Source organism: Paraburkholderia nodosa DSM 21604 (assembly GCF_000519185.1).
GTDB classification, from domain to species: Bacteria; Pseudomonadota; Gammaproteobacteria; order Burkholderiales; family Burkholderiaceae; genus Paraburkholderia; species Paraburkholderia nodosa.
On sequence record NZ_JAFA01000009.1, the window covers coordinates 256,777 to 273,989 of the forward strand.

At 66.4% G+C, this 17,213-nt stretch carries 15 protein-coding genes; 1 reads left to right on the forward strand and 14 read right to left on the reverse strand.

The annotated features are described in order from the left end of the window. Nucleotides 1-11: 11 nt before the first annotated feature. Nucleotides 12-1,301: an MFS transporter gene (locus tag A3CW_RS0115950; RefSeq protein ID WP_028204469.1), complete on the reverse strand. Its 1,290-nt coding sequence runs from the start codon at nucleotides 1,299-1,301 to the stop codon at nucleotides 12-14. A gap of 296 nt (nucleotides 1,302-1,597) precedes the next feature. After that, the gene (gene aldA / locus A3CW_RS0115955) at nucleotides 1,598-3,019 is read right to left on the reverse strand and encodes an aldehyde dehydrogenase (protein ID WP_028204470.1); all 1,422 of its coding nucleotides are present in this window, start codon (nucleotides 3,017-3,019) and stop codon (nucleotides 1,598-1,600) included. Nucleotides 3,020-3,271: 252 nt separating this feature from the next. Here aldA and A3CW_RS0115960 point away from each other — a divergent pair, with 252 nt between their 5' ends. Beyond that, the gene (locus A3CW_RS0115960; RefSeq protein WP_028204471.1) at nucleotides 3,272-4,000 is read left to right on the forward strand and encodes a DeoR/GlpR family DNA-binding transcription regulator; all 729 of its coding nucleotides are present in this window, start codon (nucleotides 3,272-3,274) and stop codon (nucleotides 3,998-4,000) included. A 45-nt stretch (nucleotides 4,001-4,045) separates the two neighbouring features. On the opposite strand, the gene A3CW_RS0115965 is transcribed toward A3CW_RS0115960, so the two are convergent. From A3CW_RS0115965 to A3CW_RS0116020, 12 genes are all read right to left on the reverse strand, one after another. Then, complete coding sequence (locus tag A3CW_RS0115965; protein ID WP_407669743.1) at nucleotides 4,046-5,083, reverse strand: ABC transporter permease; 1,038 nt, start codon at nucleotides 5,081-5,083, stop codon at nucleotides 4,046-4,048. Nucleotides 5,084-5,118: 35 nt separating this feature from the next. After that, nucleotides 5,119-6,639 (reverse strand): sugar ABC transporter ATP-binding protein, encoded by a 1,521-nt coding sequence (locus tag A3CW_RS0115970; RefSeq protein WP_028204473.1) that lies wholly within the window; start codon nucleotides 6,637-6,639, stop codon nucleotides 5,119-5,121. A gap of 73 nt (nucleotides 6,640-6,712) precedes the next feature. Next, nucleotides 6,713-7,717, reverse strand: a complete 1,005-nt coding sequence (locus A3CW_RS0115975) for an autoinducer 2 ABC transporter substrate-binding protein (protein ID WP_028204474.1) — start codon at nucleotides 7,715-7,717, stop codon at nucleotides 6,713-6,715. A 193-nt stretch (nucleotides 7,718-7,910) separates the two neighbouring features. Then, nucleotides 7,911-8,948, reverse strand: coding sequence for an ABC transporter permease (locus A3CW_RS0115980; RefSeq protein WP_028204475.1), 1,038 nt, complete (start codon nucleotides 8,946-8,948; stop codon nucleotides 7,911-7,913). Nucleotides 8,949-8,987: 39 nt separating this feature from the next. After that, entirely contained in the window at nucleotides 8,988-9,929 is a 942-nt protein-coding gene (gene rbsK / locus A3CW_RS0115985; protein WP_028204476.1) for a ribokinase, read from the reverse strand. Then, a complete protein-coding gene (locus A3CW_RS0115990; RefSeq protein WP_028204477.1) occupies nucleotides 9,926-10,405 on the reverse strand; it encodes an RbsD/FucU family protein in 480 nt (159 codons plus the stop codon). The genes rbsK and A3CW_RS0115990 overlap by 4 nt, the downstream gene beginning before the upstream one ends. Before the next feature lie 47 nt (nucleotides 10,406-10,452). Further along, on the reverse strand, nucleotides 10,453-12,834 hold the full coding sequence (locus tag A3CW_RS0115995) for an aldehyde dehydrogenase family protein (RefSeq protein ID WP_028204478.1): 2,382 nt from the start codon (nucleotides 12,832-12,834) through the stop codon (nucleotides 10,453-10,455). A gap of 13 nt (nucleotides 12,835-12,847) precedes the next feature. Continuing rightward, nucleotides 12,848-13,861, reverse strand: a complete 1,014-nt coding sequence (gene deoC / locus A3CW_RS0116000) for a deoxyribose-phosphate aldolase (protein ID WP_028204479.1) — start codon at nucleotides 13,859-13,861, stop codon at nucleotides 12,848-12,850. A gap of 201 nt (nucleotides 13,862-14,062) precedes the next feature. Further along, entirely contained in the window at nucleotides 14,063-14,509 is a 447-nt protein-coding gene (locus A3CW_RS53850) for a GNAT family N-acetyltransferase (protein ID WP_028204480.1), read from the reverse strand. Further along, on the reverse strand, nucleotides 14,510-15,229 hold the full coding sequence (locus A3CW_RS53855; protein ID WP_035513067.1) for a GNAT family N-acetyltransferase: 720 nt from the start codon (nucleotides 15,227-15,229) through the stop codon (nucleotides 14,510-14,512). A gap of 188 nt (nucleotides 15,230-15,417) precedes the next feature. Next, nucleotides 15,418-16,698 carry an MFS transporter gene (locus A3CW_RS0116015; protein ID WP_245623664.1) on the reverse strand — a complete coding sequence of 427 codons (1,281 nt, stop codon included), beginning with the start codon at nucleotides 16,696-16,698 and terminating at the stop codon, nucleotides 15,418-15,420. 2 nt (nucleotides 16,699-16,700) lie between these two features. Further along, nucleotides 16,701-17,210 carry a flavin reductase gene (locus A3CW_RS0116020; protein ID WP_028204483.1) on the reverse strand — a complete coding sequence of 170 codons (510 nt, stop codon included), beginning with the start codon at nucleotides 17,208-17,210 and terminating at the stop codon, nucleotides 16,701-16,703. Between the last annotated feature and the right edge of the window lie 3 nt (nucleotides 17,211-17,213).

Genomic DNA, 17,213 nt, shown 5'->3' on the forward strand with positions numbered 1-17,213 from the left:
TTCAGGCTGTTTCAGGCAGGTTTGGAGTGGGTCATGCGCTTGAGCACGAGCGCGGCGATGCCGCCGAGCGTGCCAATGGCGGCGACATAGGCGAAATAGATCTGGTAGCCGAACATGCCCGCGTAGTGCTCGGTGATATAGCCGTTCACGAGCGGCAGGAAGATGTCCGACGAGTACCCGATCAGCGAAACGAGACCGATGGCGAGGCCCGTGATGCGCATGGGGATCGCGCAGTAATCGAGCAGCGTCCAGTAGAGGCCGCGAATCGCGTAGGTCATGAGACCGATGAACAGCACCACCGCGCCGAGCAGCGCCATGTTGCGCAGCGCGGGCAGCAGGATCAGACCGATCAGGCCCGCGACGGCCAGGAACAGCGCCCAGATCAGCACGCGCAGGTTCGAAAGGCGGTCGCCGAGAAAGCCGCCGCCAATGCCGCCGATGGGACGCATCCAGAGCTTCGCGGTGGTGACCACGCCGGCCGCCACGACGCTCATATGCATCTCGCCCTGCTGAAGATACGCGGAGAAACTGTAAGTCGCCCAGAAGATCTGATAGCCGCAGAACACCACGCCCGCCATGAGCCAGAGCTGGGGAATCGCGGCGAGCGTTGCGAGATCGCGCCACAGCGAACCGTTTGCATTCGCCTCGACAGGCTTGCTTTCGGCCTGCGCGGGCGCGGGATCCTTGAAGAGGCTCATCAACGCGCCGAGTGCGATACACGTGAACGAATACATATAGATCACGTGACGCAGGCCCGTCGCTTCACCGCGTCCCGAGCCGGTTGCGGCGGCGAACAGCGCGAGCGCGGCGGTGGCCAGCAGCGCCTCGACGAGTCCGCGTCCGCCGTCGAGCAACCCGAAGAAGCGGCCTTGCTCGTTCGCCGCCGCGATCATGCGCACGCGTTTGAGCACCGAGGCCCAGAACGTGAGGCCGGTCGTGACGCCCCAAAGGCAGAAAATCGCGAGCAGCGCATGGAACGAAGGCGCGGTGGAGTACCAGAGGCCCAACACCCCGGTGCCGATGAGCGAGAAGCAGATCAACAGGCGCGGCGCGACGCGGTCGGCGAGCCAGCCGCTCGGCAGATAGCACACGAAGAACACGATGCCGAGCACCGAGTAGAGATAGCCGAGCTGGGCGTTGTCGATATGCAGCACATCGAGCATCGTGGTCTGGTAGACCTGACGCAGATACAGCAGCGGATAGATACCGCCCGCGGCGAGCACGAGCAGCAGCAACTGTACGTAGCGCTGCATCGAGCCCGATGCGGCGGGCGTGAGCGATGCGGTTTCGGCGCGCGGCATCGCCGGCGCATTGGGCTTTCCGATGGACTTCTGCAAGTTTGTCTCCTGTCGACCAGAGTTAGCGCTTTAGCTGTCGGCCGGAGTTAGTGCTTCAGCACTTACTCCGGGCCCATGCAAAGCACTTACTCTGGCCCCATGCAAAGCTGTCGACCAGAGTTAGCGCAAAGCACTTACTCTCGTCCCATGCAAGGCTGACGCCGGCGCGCGGGCGGTTGCCCGCGCGAGGCGTTTTTTCTTTATCTGTGGCGCCCTCTGCGAGGGGCGCCGTTCCTGCGATTAATCAGTATGTCGAACGATCAGAACGGCATCACGACCAGGCGTGTTTGCGTGAATTCGAGCATGCCGTGCTTGCCGTCGTCGCCGCCGAGGCCCGAGCGCTTCCAGCCGGCGTGATAGCCCTGATACGGGTCTGCGGGCGTGCGGTTCACGTACAGTTCGCCGGCCTCGATCTCGTTCGCGACGCGCAGGGTCGTGCGGTAGCGCTCCGTAAAGAGCACCGACGAAAGGCCGAACTGGTGATCGTTGGCCATGCGCAGCGCGTCGTCGAGCGTCTCGTACGCAAGCACCGGCAGCACCGGGCCGAAGATCTCCTCCTGCACGATCTCCATGTCCTGGCGGCAATGCGTCAGCAAGGTCGGCGGATAGAAATGTCCCTTGCCTTCGGGCACGTAACCGCCCGTTTCGAGCTTCGCGCCTGCCGCCAGCGCGCGCTCGACCATCGCGTGGATCGCGGCGCGTGCGCTTGCGCTCACGAGCGGACCCATGCGGGTGGCGTCTTCGGCACGGTCGCCGATGCGCACGGCGCTCATCTTCTCGCGCAGCAGCGCGACGAAGCGGTCATGCACCGAAGCGTGCACGTACACACGTTCGATCGCCGTGCAAAGCTGGCCGCAATGCGTGGTTTTCGAGCGCACGATGGCCATTGCGGCCGTTTCGAGATCGGCGTCGTCTTCGATGATCGCGGGCGTCTTGCCGCCCAGTTCCAGCGACGGCCTGGCGATATTTTCCTTGCAGTAGTCGAGCACCTTGCGGCCCGCGCTCACGCTGCCCGTGAGCGTGATCATGCCGACGTCCGCCTGCGTGCAGAGCACGGCGGCGGTGTCGTGGTCCATGGCCAGCACGTTGAAAATGCCCGCCGGCAGTTCCGCTTCCTGCGCTGCGCGCGCCACTTCGAACGCCGAGCACGGCGTGTTGTTGCTCGGCCGCACGACCACGGCGTTACCCGTGATGAGCGCCGGCGCGACCTTGCGCAGCAGCGTGTACACCGGGAAGTTGAACGGAATCAGGCACGCGGCCACGCCGATCGGCTCGCGCATGAGAATGAGGTTTTCGTTCGCGCTGTCGCTCGGAATCACCTCGCCTTCGATGCGGCGCGCCCACTGCGCGTGGTAGCGCAGGATTTCGGCGGCGTACTGCGCCTCGGCGGTCGCGTCCGCGACGCTCTTGCCCGACTCGGCGGCAAGCGCCGCGCCGATCTTCGGCGCGCGCGCCACGATCGCGTCCGCGAAACGGTTCAGGATGGCGCCGCGTTCGGCGGCGGGCAACTTGCGCCAGGCGCGCTGCGCGGCCTTGGCGGCCGCGACCGCGCGAACCGCGTCAGCAGCGCTCGCGGCGCTCACATGGCCGACCGCGTCGCCGGTTGCAGGGCTATGGACAGCGATCTGCGGCCCTTCGGCGCCGACGAACTGCCCATTGATGAAATTGAGGTCTGATCGCATGGATTGCTGCCGGTTTGGCGTTGCCGCCGCTTCATGAGAAAGGGCAGTATCCGTGCGGCATCGGGACGCCACAAACGATTAATTGTCGAGCGGAGCATGCGAAAAACGCATGCTCGCCGAGTGAAGCGCGGGAGCGGCAAGAGCCAAAGCGCGTGGCCATTGCGCGCCTTGCTTGTTATAATTCGCTCACGCAGACGAAACAAATCTAACGTCAGGCGAGCCGCAATCGCTCCGCGCCAGACAACCCACTCCATGGCCAAAACCGACCGGCTGCGCGCCCTTGCCGACGCGCTCGCAAAACACAACGTCATGCATCTGCGCGATGCAGCCAGCGTGCTTGGTGTGTCCGAAATGACCGTGCGGCGCGACATCGCCGCGAATCCCGAGCGTTTTACGTATCTGGGCGGCTATATCGTGAGCGCGCAGGACGTGCCCAATACCGCCGGCTACTCGCTCGAACACGAAAAGGACCACTTCGCACAGGCCAAGGCGCAAGCGTCCGCGCACGCGGCGCGACTCATCGCGCAGAACGACACCGTGTTCATCGACTGCGGCACGACGCTTGCCGCACTCGCGCGCCTCATCCCTTCGCAGTTGCAGATCACGGCGGTGTGCTATTCGCTCAACGTGGCGGAGATTCTGCGGCGCATGCCCAATGTGCGCATGATCTTGCTGGGGGGCGTGTACGTACCGTCGTCGGACTCGTTTGCCGGCGAAGAAAGCCTTGAAACGCTGCGCCGCATGGGCATCAACAAGGCGTTTATTTCAGCAGGCGGCGTGGACGCCGCGCGCGGCGTAACGTGCTGGAACTTCCACGAAGTGGCGCTCAAGCAGGCCGCCATGGCCAGCGCCGTGGAAAGTCATCTCGTTGTGGACGCCAGCAAGTACGGCATCGTGAAGGCGTGGCGCTTTTCGCAGGTGGACGACTTCAACTCCGTCATCACCGAAAAAGGCCAGACGCTGCGCGCGCACAGCGCATAAGCGCCGACCGGCCGCGAAGGCCGGTCGTGCCAATAGCTTGCCGACTCAGCCGCGCCGGCGCAGCGCGAACAGCGTACCGGCCACCAGAATGAACGCGCCGACAATCACCTTCTGCCACGTGCTCGGCACGCCCACGAGAATCAGCACGTTGTTGATGAGCGTGACGAGCGCCACGCCGAGCAGCGTCCCCACGACCGTGCCGCTGCCGCCCGTAATGCGCGCGCCGCCCAGAATCACCGCCGCGATCACGTCGAGTTCCGAGCCCACGAGGTCAAACGGATTGGCAAGCCGGTTGTTCGCCACGTGCAAAATGCCTGCGACGCCGGCGAGAAACCCCGTATAGCCGAACACGAACAAGCGGATCGCGCGCAAGTTGAAGCCAAGCCGCTCCGCAATTGCCGTGCTGCCGCCCATGGCGTAGACGCCGCGTCCCATCATCGTGCGATTGAGCAGCCACCACGTGAGAATCGCGCCTGCCACGAGGGCGATCGCTGAGAGCGGTAGCACCGCGTTGAGCCCATCAGCCGTCTTGTAGGCAATGAGCGGAATGCGGCCAAAGTGGTCCATGCTGTGCGGGATGTTCATGAAGAACGTCGTACCCACGAAGGTGAGCAGCAGCCCGCGATAGAGGTACTGCGTGCCGATCGTCACGATCAGCGAGGGCGCCTGCAGCCGGTGCACGAGCATGCCGTTGATCACGCCGAGCACGATGCCGCCCACGGCGCCCGTGAGCAGAATGAGCGCGAACGGCGCATCGGGCCACCACGCGAACACGGCTTTCGTGATCGAGTACATCGTGAGCGCGCCGATCGCCGTGAACGAGACGTCGATGCCGCCCGACGCCAGCACGACGAGCGTGCCGAGCGCGAACAGCGACGTGATCGTGGCCGAGTGCAGCAGGTCGAACAGCGTGGCCCACTGGAAAAAGCGCGGGTTGATCGAAGCGACGATCACGCAGGTAATGACGATCAGCGTGGCCGTGAACCACTCGGGATTGCGGGCGAGCTTCGCGCGCCAGTTGAGCGGCACACTCTGGCGCGCGACTTCGACGGTGTTGGACGACGTGCTCATTGTCTGATTCATGCTCATGCGGTGTCCGGCAAAACGTTACGCGGAATTCAGGCTGCCTCTGCAAGCAGCGCGCGGTACAGATCGGCCTCGGTTAGACCATCGGCGTGATGCTCTTCAGCGAGGCGCCCTTTACGCATCATCAGTACGCGGTCGCAGTTCTGCAGCAGCTCGGGCAGGTCGTCGCTCACGAGCAGAATGCCGATGCCGCGCTGCGAGAGCCGCTGCATGATGCGATAGATGATGTCCTTCGAACCGACGTCCACGCCCACGGTCGGCCCGTGCAGGATCAGCACGTGCGGGTCGATGGCGAGCCAGCGGCCAATCAACACGCGCTGCTGGTTACCGCCCGACAGCGACTGCACGGCCTTATCCACATCGGGCGTGGCGATCTGCAGTTCCTTCACGGTGTTTTCGGCCAACGCGCGTGCGCGCGTGCGGTCGATCTGCCCGAAGCGATCGCGCAGGCTCGCGATCATCGCCGTGATCACGTTGTCGCGAATCGGCTTGTCGAGGAAAAGGCCTTCATTCAGGCGGTCTTCCGGCACGTAGCCAATGCGCGCGCGCCTCGCGTCGCCGGGCGTCGAAAGCTTGATCGCGCGGCCTTCGAGCACGATCTCGCCCGCATCGGCGGGCGCGACGCCCGCAAGCGCACGCGCGAGTTCGTTGCGGCCCGAATCGAGCAGGCCCGTCACGCCGAGAATCTCGCCGCGATGCAGCGTGAACGACACGTCGCTGAACAGGCCCGCGCGGCCCAGGCCGCGAACGTCGAGCAGCACGTCGGCTTCAGCCGCGACGTTGCGGTAGCGTTCGGTGGAAAGCTCGCGGCCCGTCATCAGTTCGCTCAACTGCGCCTTGGTGTAATTCGTGATCGGGCCTTGCGTCACTTTCTGGCCATCGCGCAGCACGATCACTTCGCCGCCGATCGCATAGCACTCGTCGAGCTTGTGGCTCACGAACAGCACGGTCACGTCCTGCGCGCGCAGCTGGCCGAGCACGGCGATGAGGTTGGTCACTTCCTTTTGCGTGAGCGAGGTCGTGGGCTCGTCCATGATGACGAACTTTGCCTCGCTCGCAATGGCGCGCGCAATGGCTACGAGCTGGCGCGTGGCGAGCGGCAGTTGCTCGATGAGCGTCGCCTGGAAGTCGGCGTCGCCCGGCAGGCCCACGGCCTTCAAGGCGCGCTCGGCCGTGCGGGCGAGTTCGCGGCGGTCGAACGTGCGCGCGAGACGTCCCGCATGCTCCGCGAGTTCGGTCGTGAGCCCCACGTTTTCCGCCACGCTCATGTTGGGCAGCAGCGAAAGATCCTGGTAGACAGTCTCGATGCCCGCCGCGAGCGATTCGAGCGGCGTGAGCCGCGCGTGGCGCGCGCCGTCGATCACCAGTTCGCCTTCGTCGGGCGGCTGCGCCCCGGAGATGATCTTGATGAGCGTGCTCTTGCCGCACCCGTTCTCGCCGAGCAGGTGATAGATCTGCCCGCGCTCGAACGCGAGCGTCACGCCGCGCAAGGCATGCACGCCCGTGAAGCGCTTGTGCACGCCGAGCACCTGCAATAACGGTTCTGAAGCCATGTCGTCTCTTCGTGACGTTGCGACGAAGCGCGCGCCGGGTCACAGGACCGCTGCGCGCGCCACCTTCTCCCGATCAGAAGTTGTATTGCTTGTAGTTCGACTTGTCGACGCTCACCCAGCCCTGGCCGCGCACGATGATGCCCTTGCCCGGACCCTTCGATACCGTGACCTTCTCGTAGCCCGGCAGGCCGAGGTTCGCGCCGTTCTCCACGGTCTTGCCGTCGATCAGCATCATCGCGATCTTGTTCATGGCCATGCCCGCCAGCTTCGGATCCCAGAACGCAATGCCGTTGATCGCGCCGCTTTCCAGGTACTTGCCGGCCTCGGTCGGCAGGCCGGTGCCATACACGCAGATCTTGCCCTGCAGGCCCGCTTCCTCGACGGCGCGGCCAATGCCGATCACGTCGAGCGACGACGAGCCCTGGAAGCCCTTGATGTCCGGATGCTTGCGCAGCACTTCCTTGGCCACTTCATACGCGTGCTCGCCGTCGTTGTTGGTTTCGAGGTTGGTCTCGACGAGCTGCATCTTCGAAAACTTCTTCTTCGCGTTGTCGATGCCGCCGTCGGCCCACTGCACCTGCGAGCGGCTGCCGAGCGAGCCGACCATCGTCGCCCACTTGCCTTCGTTGTGCATGCACGAGGCGAGGCGGTCGTTGAGCGCCGCGCCGTAGGCGGAGTTGTCGAACGCCTCGACGTCGACCATCGTGTTCTTTTCGTTGTCGGCTTCGTGCGTGACGACCTTGATGCCGCGGTCCATCGCCTTCTTGAGCGCCGGTTCGAGCGTGGGCGGGTCATACGGCACGACCGCGATCGCGCTCACTTTCTTCGCGATCAGGTCGTCGATGATCTTCAGTTGCTGCGCGGCGTCCGCGCGGCCCGGCCCCGTCTGGTAGACCGAAACGTTCGGATTGTCCTTGCCGAATTCCTTGACGCCGTCGTCCATACGATTGAACCAGCTAATGCCGGTCACCTTCACCACCGTGACGATGGTCGGGTTTTCCGCCGCATACGCCACGGCGGCCATGCCAGCGGCAAGTGCACACGCCGTGATTGCCACACTGAGTCGCTTGATCTTCATGTTCGATGTCTCCGTTTTTTATGTCGATCCGCAGTTTGCGCTTTAGCTGTCGACCGGAGTTCGGGCTTTAGCCCTTACTCCGGTCCCATGCAAAGCACTTACTGCGGTCCCATGCAAAGCACGTATGTCGCCCCGAAAGAGATGGCGGCGGACCTCCGAGGCTCGAGGGCCGCCTGCTACACCGTTCGGCCGGTCAGCCCGAGGTCCGCCCTTTGCTAGCAGACGCCCAGGCGCCGAGACCGAAAATCGCGCGCACCCGCTCGCCGCCCGCGAACGCGAGCGAGAGCAACAGCAGGAAGCCCCAGGCACAGTCGCCGAAAAACTGCGAGACGCCCATCAGATTGAAGAGGCTCGAAAGGAATTGCAGCACCGTCGCGGCAAAGAACACGCAGATGATGCGTCCATAGCCGCCCGCCGGATTCACCCCGCCCATCACCGCAATGAGAATGGCGATCAGCAGATAGGAATTGCCGTAGTCCCATTTCGCGCTGAGCGTGTGCGAAACGCTCACGAGCCCCGCGAGCGAGGCGAGCACGCCGCACATCGCGTAGGTCATGATCAGCATGCGCGCGCGCGGGATGCCGGCATAGAACGCCGCGCGCTGGTTCGTGCCCATCAGGTAGAGGCGCAGCCCGAACGGCGTGCGCCTGAGCAGCCAGCCCAGCAGCACGACCACGGCCACGAAGAGCAGGAACGAGATCGGCACCTGGAAAAACGTGCCGTTGCTGATATCGGCGAGCGGCTCGACGTAGTCCACGTGCACGGAGGCGCCGTTGCTCAGCGCCACCGCGAAGCCCGTGAAAAGCAGTTGCGTGCCGAGCGTGCAGAGAATGGGCGTGAGCCCGAGGCGCGCGATCACCACGCCGTTCAGCAGGCCGCCAAGGAGGCCCATGCACACGACGATCACGCAGAAGAGCGCCGTATACAGCATGGGGGAGTCGTCGCCGCTCACGAGGCGCGGCACCACTAGCGCGGCGATCATGCCCGAAAGATTCGCGAGCCCCACGCCGGAAAGGTCGATGCCGCCGTTGCCCGACAGCATGGAGAGCATGATGCCGAGCGCGAGCAGCGCGACTTCGGGCAGTTGCGCGCCCATCGACTGCAGGTTGTCGATGCCGACGAACTGCCCGCGCGACACCCAGACCGCGACCAGCACGACCAGCAGGTTCACGGCCAGCAGGAAGTTCAACTGGCGGTCGCCGAACCATTTGGCAAAGAGTGCAGACTTCATGGACCTCATCCTTTGCGGTGTGTTTTCACCTGGCAACGTTCAATGCGCACCGGCGTCCGCCGTGCGTGCGAGCATGGCGTCGACTTCTTCCCTGCGCGGCATGGAAGGCGCGGTGCCGGGACGCGTGACGGAGATGCCCGCCAGCGCGCAGCCAAAGCGCGTGGCCGTGAGCGCGTCGTCGCCGCGCGCGAGCGCTGCCGCGAAGCCGCCCGTGAAGCCGTCGCCCGCGCCCGCCGTTTCCACCACCGGGCCGCAGTTGAACGCAGGAAGCAGGACCGAAGCATCGCGCGTATGGAGCAGCGCGCCGGCTTCGCCCAGCGTCACGATGACGGCGCCCGCGCCCTTGGCGAGCAGCGCGTCGGCGGCGCGGCGCGCGTCGTCGGCGCTGCGGATCTCGATGCCCGTGAGCGCCTGCGCCTCGGTCTCATTGGGCGTGATGTAGTCGCAAAGCGGGAAGATGTCGTCGGGCAGCGCCATGGCGGGCGCCGGGTTGAACACCGTCTTCACGCCATGCCGCCGCGCGAGTTCGAGGCCGCGCCGCGCTGCCGCGAGCGGCTGTTCCAGCTGCGTGACGAATACCTGGGAGGCCGCAATATCGGCTTCGATCGCTTCGGCGTCGCCGGGGTCCATCGTGCCCGCCGCGCCCGCCGCGACGATGATCGCGTTCATGCCGGTCGTGTCGTCCACGAAGATATGCGCCGCGCCCGTGGCCAGTCCGTCCACCGCCTGGGTGCGCGCCGTGATGCCTTCGGCGGCCCACGTCGCTCGCGCGATGTCGCCAAACGCGTCGTTGCCCACGCGCGTGCAGAACACGACTTGCGCGCCCGCGCGCGCGGCGGCCACGGCCTGATTCGAGCCCTTGCCGCCCGGCCCCATCGCGAATGCCGATCCGGCGAGCGTCTCGCCGATCATCGGCATGCGGCTCGCGCGGAACGCGAGATCGGTCACATAAATGCCGAGGATGACGACGCGTCCGCTCATTGGCCGTGCTCCTTGGCGCGCGGGGCGTCGGGGGCGAGCAGCACGCCTTTGGTGAACACGAAGCAGCCGTAGCCGCGCGTTTCGCCCGTGGCGATCACACAGTAGGCCTTGCGGGCGCGCGCATAGAACGCATGACGCTCGATGGGTGCGAACGGCACGGCGCGGCCTTCCGCGGCGTCGACCTCGGCCTGCGCTTCGTGCTGCACGGTGGGAATCGTGTTGGGTTCGCCCACCACTTCCATGCGCATGGCCGGGGCTTCGACGAAGGTGTCGAGCGGCAGCACGGAGAGGATCGCGCGCACGGCGCGGGGCGCATCCGCGCCGTCGATGCGCAGGAGCTTGCCGAGCACCGTGGCGCGCGCAACGGAGTCGGCGGGAAAGTTGGCGTCGCAAACGACGAGTTCGTCGCCGTGACCCATCGCGCGCAGCGCTTGCAGGACATCGGCATTCAGAAGCGGGTCGAGATTCTTCAGCATGTTTGTCTCCTCCGATATGGGCTTGGCGTCTCTCTCTTTCGAAACGCTCAGTCGCCGTACGGTATCCAGATGTTCTTCACCTGCACGGCATGGCGCAGGAACGGCAATCCTGCGCTCGTCCGGTCAAACCAGTCAACCTCACGGCCATGATCGACGAAGGTCCGCTTCAGATTGCCAACCGACTCGCGCTCAACGAGGGACGAATCGGCCGCCGTGCCGAAACACCAGAGCGCGTCCACGTCGTCGTGCTTCGCGAGGGCCGGCAGCAGCGCGGCGCGCTCGCCGGTCAGGATGTTGAGCGCGCCCGCAGGCACATCCGAGGTTTCCACGACCTGATAGAAGTCCGTTGCCGCCAGCGGGCAAGCCTCGCTCGCCAGCGCCACGACGCGATTGCCCATCGCAAGCGCCGGTGCGATCAGCGAAACGAAGCCGAGCAGCGGCGCTTCGTCGGGGCAAGCGATGCCGACCACGCCCAGCGCCTCGTGCATGGCGAGCGCGACACCGCGCAACGGCGGTGTATGCACCGCGCCATCGAACTTGTCGGCCCACGCCGCATAGCTGAAAAGCCGGTCGATCGCCATCTCCACTTCACGACTCGCCGCACGCGCGTCGTGCCCCGCGCGGCGCATGAGTTGCTGCGCGAATTCTTCGGCGCGCGCGCTCAGGTTTTCCGCGAGGTAGTACAGCACCTGGGCGCGAGCGTGCGTGCTCATCTGCGTCCACTTGCCCGCACCGCGCGCGGCGGCAACGGCATCGCGCACGTCCTTGCGGCTGCCCGCGCCGACTTCGCCCACCCATTCGCCGTTTGGCGCGTAGATGGCGTGCGAATAGCCGCTATCGGGCCGTACCTGTTTGCCGCCGATAAAAAGCTTCGCAGTGCGATCGAGACCGGTGCCCGCTTGCGTGAAGTCTGGTGCAGGCGGGCGCGCCTCGCGTGGCGCGCGCATCGGCAGCTTGCTCCATGCGGCCGGCTTCAGATATTCGAACACGCCTTCGCGGCCGCCCTCGCGGCCGAAGCCCGATTCGCGGTAGCCGCCGAAGCCCACGCTCGCATCGAAGAGGTTCGTCGCGTTGATCCAGACCACGCCGCATTGCAGGCGCGGCGCGATGTCGAGCGCGCGGCCAATGGTCTCGCTCCACACGCTCGCGGCGAGGCCATAGCGCGAATTGTTGGCGAGCGCCACGGCCTCTTCCGGCGTGCGAAAGCTCATGGCCGCGAGCACCGGCCCGAAGATTTCTTCCTGCGCGAGCGTCGAGGCGGGTCCAATGCCCGTCACGAGCGTCGGCGGATAGAAGCAGCCGCCCGCTGGCAGTTCGACTTCGCGCGGCTGCCACACGTTGCAGCCTTCGCGCCGCCCGGCTTCCACGAGCGACTCGATGCGTTCGAGCTGCACCGGATCGACGATCGCGCCAATATCGATGCCCTTGTCGAGCGAGGGCCCGACGCGCAGCGTCGCCATGCGGCGCTTGAGCTTCTCGAGAAAGCGCGCTTCGACGCCCTCCTGCACCAGCAACCGGGAACCGGCGCAGCATACCTGGCCCTGGTTGAACCAGATGGCGTCCACCACGCCTTCCACCGCGCCGTCGAGGTCGGCGTCGTCGAACACGATGAACGGCGACTTGCCGCCCAGTTCGAGCGTGAGCGACTTGCCCGTGCCGGCCGTGGCAGTGCGGATGAGGCGGCCCACTTCGGTCGAGCCGGTGAAGGCGATCTTGTCGACGCCGGGATGCTCGACGAGCGCCGCGCCCGTGCTGCCGTCGCCCGTCACCACGTTGAGCACGCCCTTGGGCAGGCCGGCGCGATGCGCCAGTTCGGCGAACAGGAGCGCGGTGAGCGGCGTGTATTCGGCGGGCTTGAGCACCACGCAGTTACCGAGTGCGATGGCGGGCGCCACTTTCCACGCGAGCATCAGCAGCGGGAAATTCCACGGCACGATCTGACCGATCACGCCAAGCGGCGACCAGCCTTCCAGCTCGCTCTCCTGAAGCTGCGCCCAGCCTGCGTGATGGAGGAAATGGCGCGCCACGAGCGGCACGTCGATATCGCGCGCCTCGCGAATCGGCTTGCCGTTGTCGAGCGCTTCGAGCACGGCGAAGAGGCGGCTGTGGCGCTGCACCATGCGCGAGAGCGCGTAGAGATGCCGCGCGCGCGCCGCGCCGCCCATGGCGTACCACTCGGGTTGCGCCGCGCGCGCCGCCGCGACGGCCGCCGCCACATCCGCCGCAGCGCCTTGCGCCACGGCGGCGAGCGCCTCGCCCGTGGCGGGCGCACGCACTTCGAAGCGCGCGCCATCGGCGCTTGCGCGCCACGCGCCGTCAATGAAATGGCCAAACGTGGCCTCGTGCTGCGCGAGCCACGCGCGCACGGGCTGATCGTCCTCGGGGGCGGGACCGTAATCCATCGTTCGGAAATACTCGGCTACGCTCATCGGTATGGTCTGCTCAGGCTACGGGGTGGCGGTGGAAGGCGGAATAGCGGCCGCTCACGTGGTGTTCGAGCTGGCGCTCGATGTCGGCGAGCAGGCTCGAAGCGCCGAAGCGGAACAGCTCGGGCTCGAGCCACGGCCGCCCCAGCTCTTCCTTCATGAGGATCTGGTACGCGAGCGCGGTTTTGGCGTTCGATACGCCGCCCGCGGGCTTGAAGCCCACCAGCGCGCCAGTGCGCTCGCGATACTCCCGGATCATGCGCACCATCACGAGCGAAACGTCGAGCGTGGCGTTGGTCCCTTCCTTGCCCGTGGACGTCTTGATGAAGTCCGCGCCCGCCATCATGCAGACCATCGACGCCCTGGCGATGTTCGACAGCACGCGAATGTCGCCCGTGGCGAGAATCGCCTTCAGATGCGCCTCGCCGCAGGCCGCGCGAAACTCGCGCACTTCGTCGTAGAGCGCGCGCCAGTTGCCGGTGAGCACGTGCTCGCGGGTGACGACGATGTCGATTTCCTCGGCGCCATCCTTAACGGAGGCCTCGATTTCCTTGAGTTTGAGCGCGTGCGGGTTCAGGCCAGCCGGGAAGCCGGTGGAGACCGCCGCGACGGGAATACCGCTGCCCGCCAGCGCGTCGACGGCTGCCGCGACGAAGCGGTGGTACACGCACACCGCGCCCGTCGTGATGGCCTCGGGCGCGAAACCGAGCGCGGCGAGCAGGTCGGCGCGCACGGGGTGGCGCGCCTTCGTGCACAGGCGCCGCACGCGGCCTTCGGTGTCGTCGCCGTTGAGCGTGGTGAGATCGATGCAGGTGATGGCCTTCAGGAGCCACGCGGCCTGCGCGTCCTTCTTGACCGCGCGGCGCGTGCCGAGCGTGGCCGTGCGCCGCTCGACGGCGGACTGGTTGACGCGCAAGGCGTCGAGCCACGCCGCGTCGAACGCCACGCCGGCGTTGCGCGCGACATGCGCAGCATGCTGGGCGGGCGCGCCGCGCAGCACGACGAGCGAGTTCGTTGAGGCTTCTGACATAGGCTGGGAGGCGAATTTGTGCAATGCACATCAAACCGTGGTGGTTTATTCGCACTCATCCTATACCGATGAAATGATCGTGACAACACTCGTTACAATCCTATCTATCGGGCTCGGGACGTGGGAACGCCGGCCCGCGCGTTCAGCTTTCGCCCGAGGCTTCCGTTTGCGCGCGCCCGCGCGCCACATCCAGAGAGCGGTTTAGAACTGCAACCGATAGCGTACGAAATCGTCGGCTTGCGCGAATTCGTCGTAGAGCTTGCGCGCGGGGTTGTCCTCGCGCGTATGCCAGTAAAGACGCGACCATGCGCGCGAACGCGCCAGTGCGATGAGGTCTTCGATGAGCCGCCTGCCTATGCCCTGCCCGCGGCGACCGGGATCGACGAACAGGTCTTCGAGGTAGCAAATGGGCGCATCGACCCATGTGCCTTCATGCAGCACGCAAAGGCTGAATCCCGCCAGCCGTCCCTCGACTTCGGCGACGCGCGCGAACACCGGCGCGTTTGCATCGAGCATGCTCTGCCAGGTGCGCTCGCTGATGTGTGGCGCGACGCTCGTCCGGTAGAACGCGTTGTAGCCCGCCCAAAGACCGAACCACGCGTGGCGGTCGGTGGGCGCGACGTCGCGGATAAGGATCGCCCCCGACATTCAGGACGCTGCCGCTTCTCTCAAGCTCGTAAGCGACGCGCGCTGCTGGCCTTGCGCGTCGAAGTTCTCTTTCGAGAGCCACTGCTCGAACGCGGCTTTCGCGAGCGGCCAGTCCCGGTCGATGATCGCAAACCACGCGGTGTCGCGGTTGCGGCCCTTGTACACGATCGCCTGGCGGAAAATGCCCTCGAACTGGAAGCCCAGACGCAGCGCTGTCTTGCGCGAAGGCGCGTTGAGGCTGTCGCATTTCCATTCGTAGCGCCGGTAGCCGAGGTCGTCGAACACGTAGCGCATCAGCAGGTACTGCGCCTCGGTGGAAAGCGGCGTTTGCTTCAGCCGCGGCGAAAACGTCACGCTGCCCACTTCGATCACACCATGCACCGGCTCGATGCGCATGAGCGCGAACGTGCCCACGGCCTTCCCGCTCGCGCGGTCGATCACGGCGTAATGGAACGGGTCGTTCGATGCCGCGGCTTTCGCGAGGTACTCGCGAAACGCGGCAAAGTCGGTGAACGGCTCGGCGAACAGGTAGGTCCAGTCGCGACCGTCGGCCGCCGTGGCGTAGGCTTCGAAGAGATCGGCAGCGTGGCGGTCGAGGTCGATCGGCTCGATGCGGCAGAACTGACCCTCGATGGTCACGCGCGCGGGCCGCTCGCGCGGCTGCCAGCCGGTGACCGGGTCGCCAATGGGCTGCTGGAATTCGTTCAGTCTTGCTGACATGCGTGACAAGCTCCTCTTGCGCGGGACATAGCCAATATCCGCGTTAAGTTACCGCATGTCGTGGTTCTGTGGAAAGGTCCACGAACGGCGGGGCGCATGGAACCACGCAGCGCGCCGCATCGCATCGCGCACGCCGATTGTTCAGTTTTCCTCTGCTTTTCGATTCCCGCGCGCCTGGGCCTGGCGGATCACCGACGCCCGCCCGCAAGCCGAACCGCTTCGGGATGCCGCCGCAACCGCAGCATCGCGACACAACCCAGCGCCGGCCCCACGGCCAGCATGCCGAAGCCGCCCCGCCATCCCAGCCACGCCACCACGTACGGCACGAGATGAATGCTCACCAGCGTGAGCAAAAAACCCGCGCAGGTCTGCGCGGTCAGCAGCGTGCCGACCGAGTCCGGATCGGCCAGTTCGGCCACGCTCGCTGAAAACTGCGCGGAATCGGCGATCACCGAGACGCCCCACACGAGCGCGACCGCGCCCATCACGACGAGCGGCGCGTGAGCCAGCCAGCCCATCAGCGCGGCACACGTTGCGCTCGTCGCCATCGCGCCGACCGTGACGGCCGTGCGCCCCATGCGGTCCGCCAGCACGCCGCCGAGCCACGCGCCCGCCGCCCCTATCGCGATCACGCTGAAGGTCATCCATTCGGCGCGCGTGCGGGCGTTGGCCATACCGCGTGCGACGAACGTCTGCTGCAGGAACAGCGCGAGCCACGCCCACATCGCGTAAAGCTCCCACATGTGGCCCAGGTAGCCGAGATTGGCGAGCCGCAAGGCGGGCCGCCGCCACGCCTGCGTGACCTTCGCAAAATCGATGCGCGTGGCGCGCCGGATGTTCGGCCCGATGCCCGCAAAGCCGATCAGCAACGCGGCGCACGCCGCGCAAGCCGCGGCGACGCCATAGATCGTGCGCCAGCCGAGCCCGCCCGTGGCCGCCAGCAGATGCGGGCTTGCCGAGCCGAGCGTGAGCGCGCCCACGAGCAGGCCGACGAGCAGACCGAGATCGCCCTGCGCCCAGGTGGCCGCGAGCCGCATGCCGACCGGATACACGCCCGCCATGCACATGCCGGTGATGAACCGCAGCGCGACAACAGCGCCGCCGACCGGCGGCAGGAACGCGAGCGACGCCGTGGCCACGGCCGCCACGAGCGCGGAACCCGCGAGCATCCGGCGCAGATCGTAGCGGTCGGGCAGCGAAAGCAACGCGGACGTGATGGTGCCGGCCACGAAGCCGCACTGCACGGCGCTCGTGAGCAAGGCTTCGTCGAAGGCGGCAATGGCGTGCGCCTGCTTGATGAGGACCACTACGGTGCTCGACGAAAACCAGACGCCCATCGCCGCCACCTGCGCGAGGAGCAGCAACGCGAGCGAGGCGGCCTTGCCGCGCTGCGCCGTGCCGAGCCCTGGCGGCCCCGTTTCGTCCGAAGAACGGGAACCGGCAGCGCCTCGAGAAGACGTACGCGCCACGCTCAGGCCGCCGCCGCTGCCGCGTGCGCCTGCGCGAGCACGCGATGAAACGCGCGGCCGAACCAGATCAGCCCGTCGCGCCCGCCCACCATGCGCGCCGCCTTGATCTCACAGAAGAACACCGTGTGCGTGCCGACTTCGGTCGTGCGCGCGATGTGGCAATCGAACGAACTCACCGCGCCGCGCAGCGCGGGCGCGCCCGTTTCGAGCCGATACCACTCGGCAAGCGCGAAACGTTCGGCCATGTCGATGTCTTTCGTGGCGAAGCGCGTGGCCACCTCGCGCTGGTCGGCCGCCAGCACGTTCACGCAGAGCCGCCCGTTCGCGCGCAGGATCGCGTTGTTGCGGCTCGTGCGATTGATGCAGACGAGCAGCGTGGGCGGCTCGTCCGTCACGCCGCACACGGCGGACGCCGTGCAGCCGGCGCGCCCGGCGTCGCCATCGGTGGTGACGATGTTCACGGCGGCGCCAAGACCGGACATGGCGTCGCGAAAGAGGGATTTGTCTACCATATT

Coding starts and splice junctions, on each gene's coding strand:
- deoC (WP_028204479.1), bottom strand. CDS start 13,861: ATGTCAGAAGCCTCAACGAACTCGCTCGTCGTGCTGCGCGGCGCGCCC.
- A3CW_RS0115995 (WP_028204478.1), bottom strand. CDS start 12,834: ATGAGCGTAGCCGAGTATTTCCGAACGATGGATTACGGTCCCGCCCCC.
- A3CW_RS0116020 (WP_028204483.1), bottom strand. CDS start 17,210: ATGGTAGACAAATCCCTCTTTCGCGACGCCATGTCCGGTCTTGGCGCC.
- A3CW_RS0115960 (WP_028204471.1), top strand. CDS start 3,272: ATGGCCAAAACCGACCGGCTGCGCGCCCTTGCCGACGCGCTCGCAAAA.
- A3CW_RS0115965 (WP_407669743.1), bottom strand. CDS start 5,083: ATGAATCAGACAATGAGCACGTCGTCCAACACCGTCGAAGTCGCGCGC.
- aldA (WP_028204470.1), bottom strand. CDS start 3,019: ATGCGATCAGACCTCAATTTCATCAATGGGCAGTTCGTCGGCGCCGAA.
- A3CW_RS0115950 (WP_028204469.1), bottom strand. CDS start 1,301: ATGCCGCGCGCCGAAACCGCATCGCTCACGCCCGCCGCATCGGGCTCG.
- A3CW_RS0115980 (WP_028204475.1), bottom strand. CDS start 8,948: ATGAAGTCTGCACTCTTTGCCAAATGGTTCGGCGACCGCCAGTTGAAC.
- A3CW_RS53850 (WP_028204480.1), bottom strand. CDS start 14,509: ATGTCGGGGGCGATCCTTATCCGCGACGTCGCGCCCACCGACCGCCAC.
- A3CW_RS0115970 (WP_028204473.1), bottom strand. CDS start 6,639: ATGGCTTCAGAACCGTTATTGCAGGTGCTCGGCGTGCACAAGCGCTTC.
- A3CW_RS0115990 (WP_028204477.1), bottom strand. CDS start 10,405: ATGCTGAAGAATCTCGACCCGCTTCTGAATGCCGATGTCCTGCAAGCG.
- A3CW_RS53855 (WP_035513067.1), bottom strand. CDS start 15,229: ATGTCAGCAAGACTGAACGAATTCCAGCAGCCCATTGGCGACCCGGTC.
- rbsK (WP_028204476.1), bottom strand. CDS start 9,929: ATGAGCGGACGCGTCGTCATCCTCGGCATTTATGTGACCGATCTCGCG.
- A3CW_RS0115975 (WP_028204474.1), bottom strand. CDS start 7,717: ATGAAGATCAAGCGACTCAGTGTGGCAATCACGGCGTGTGCACTTGCC.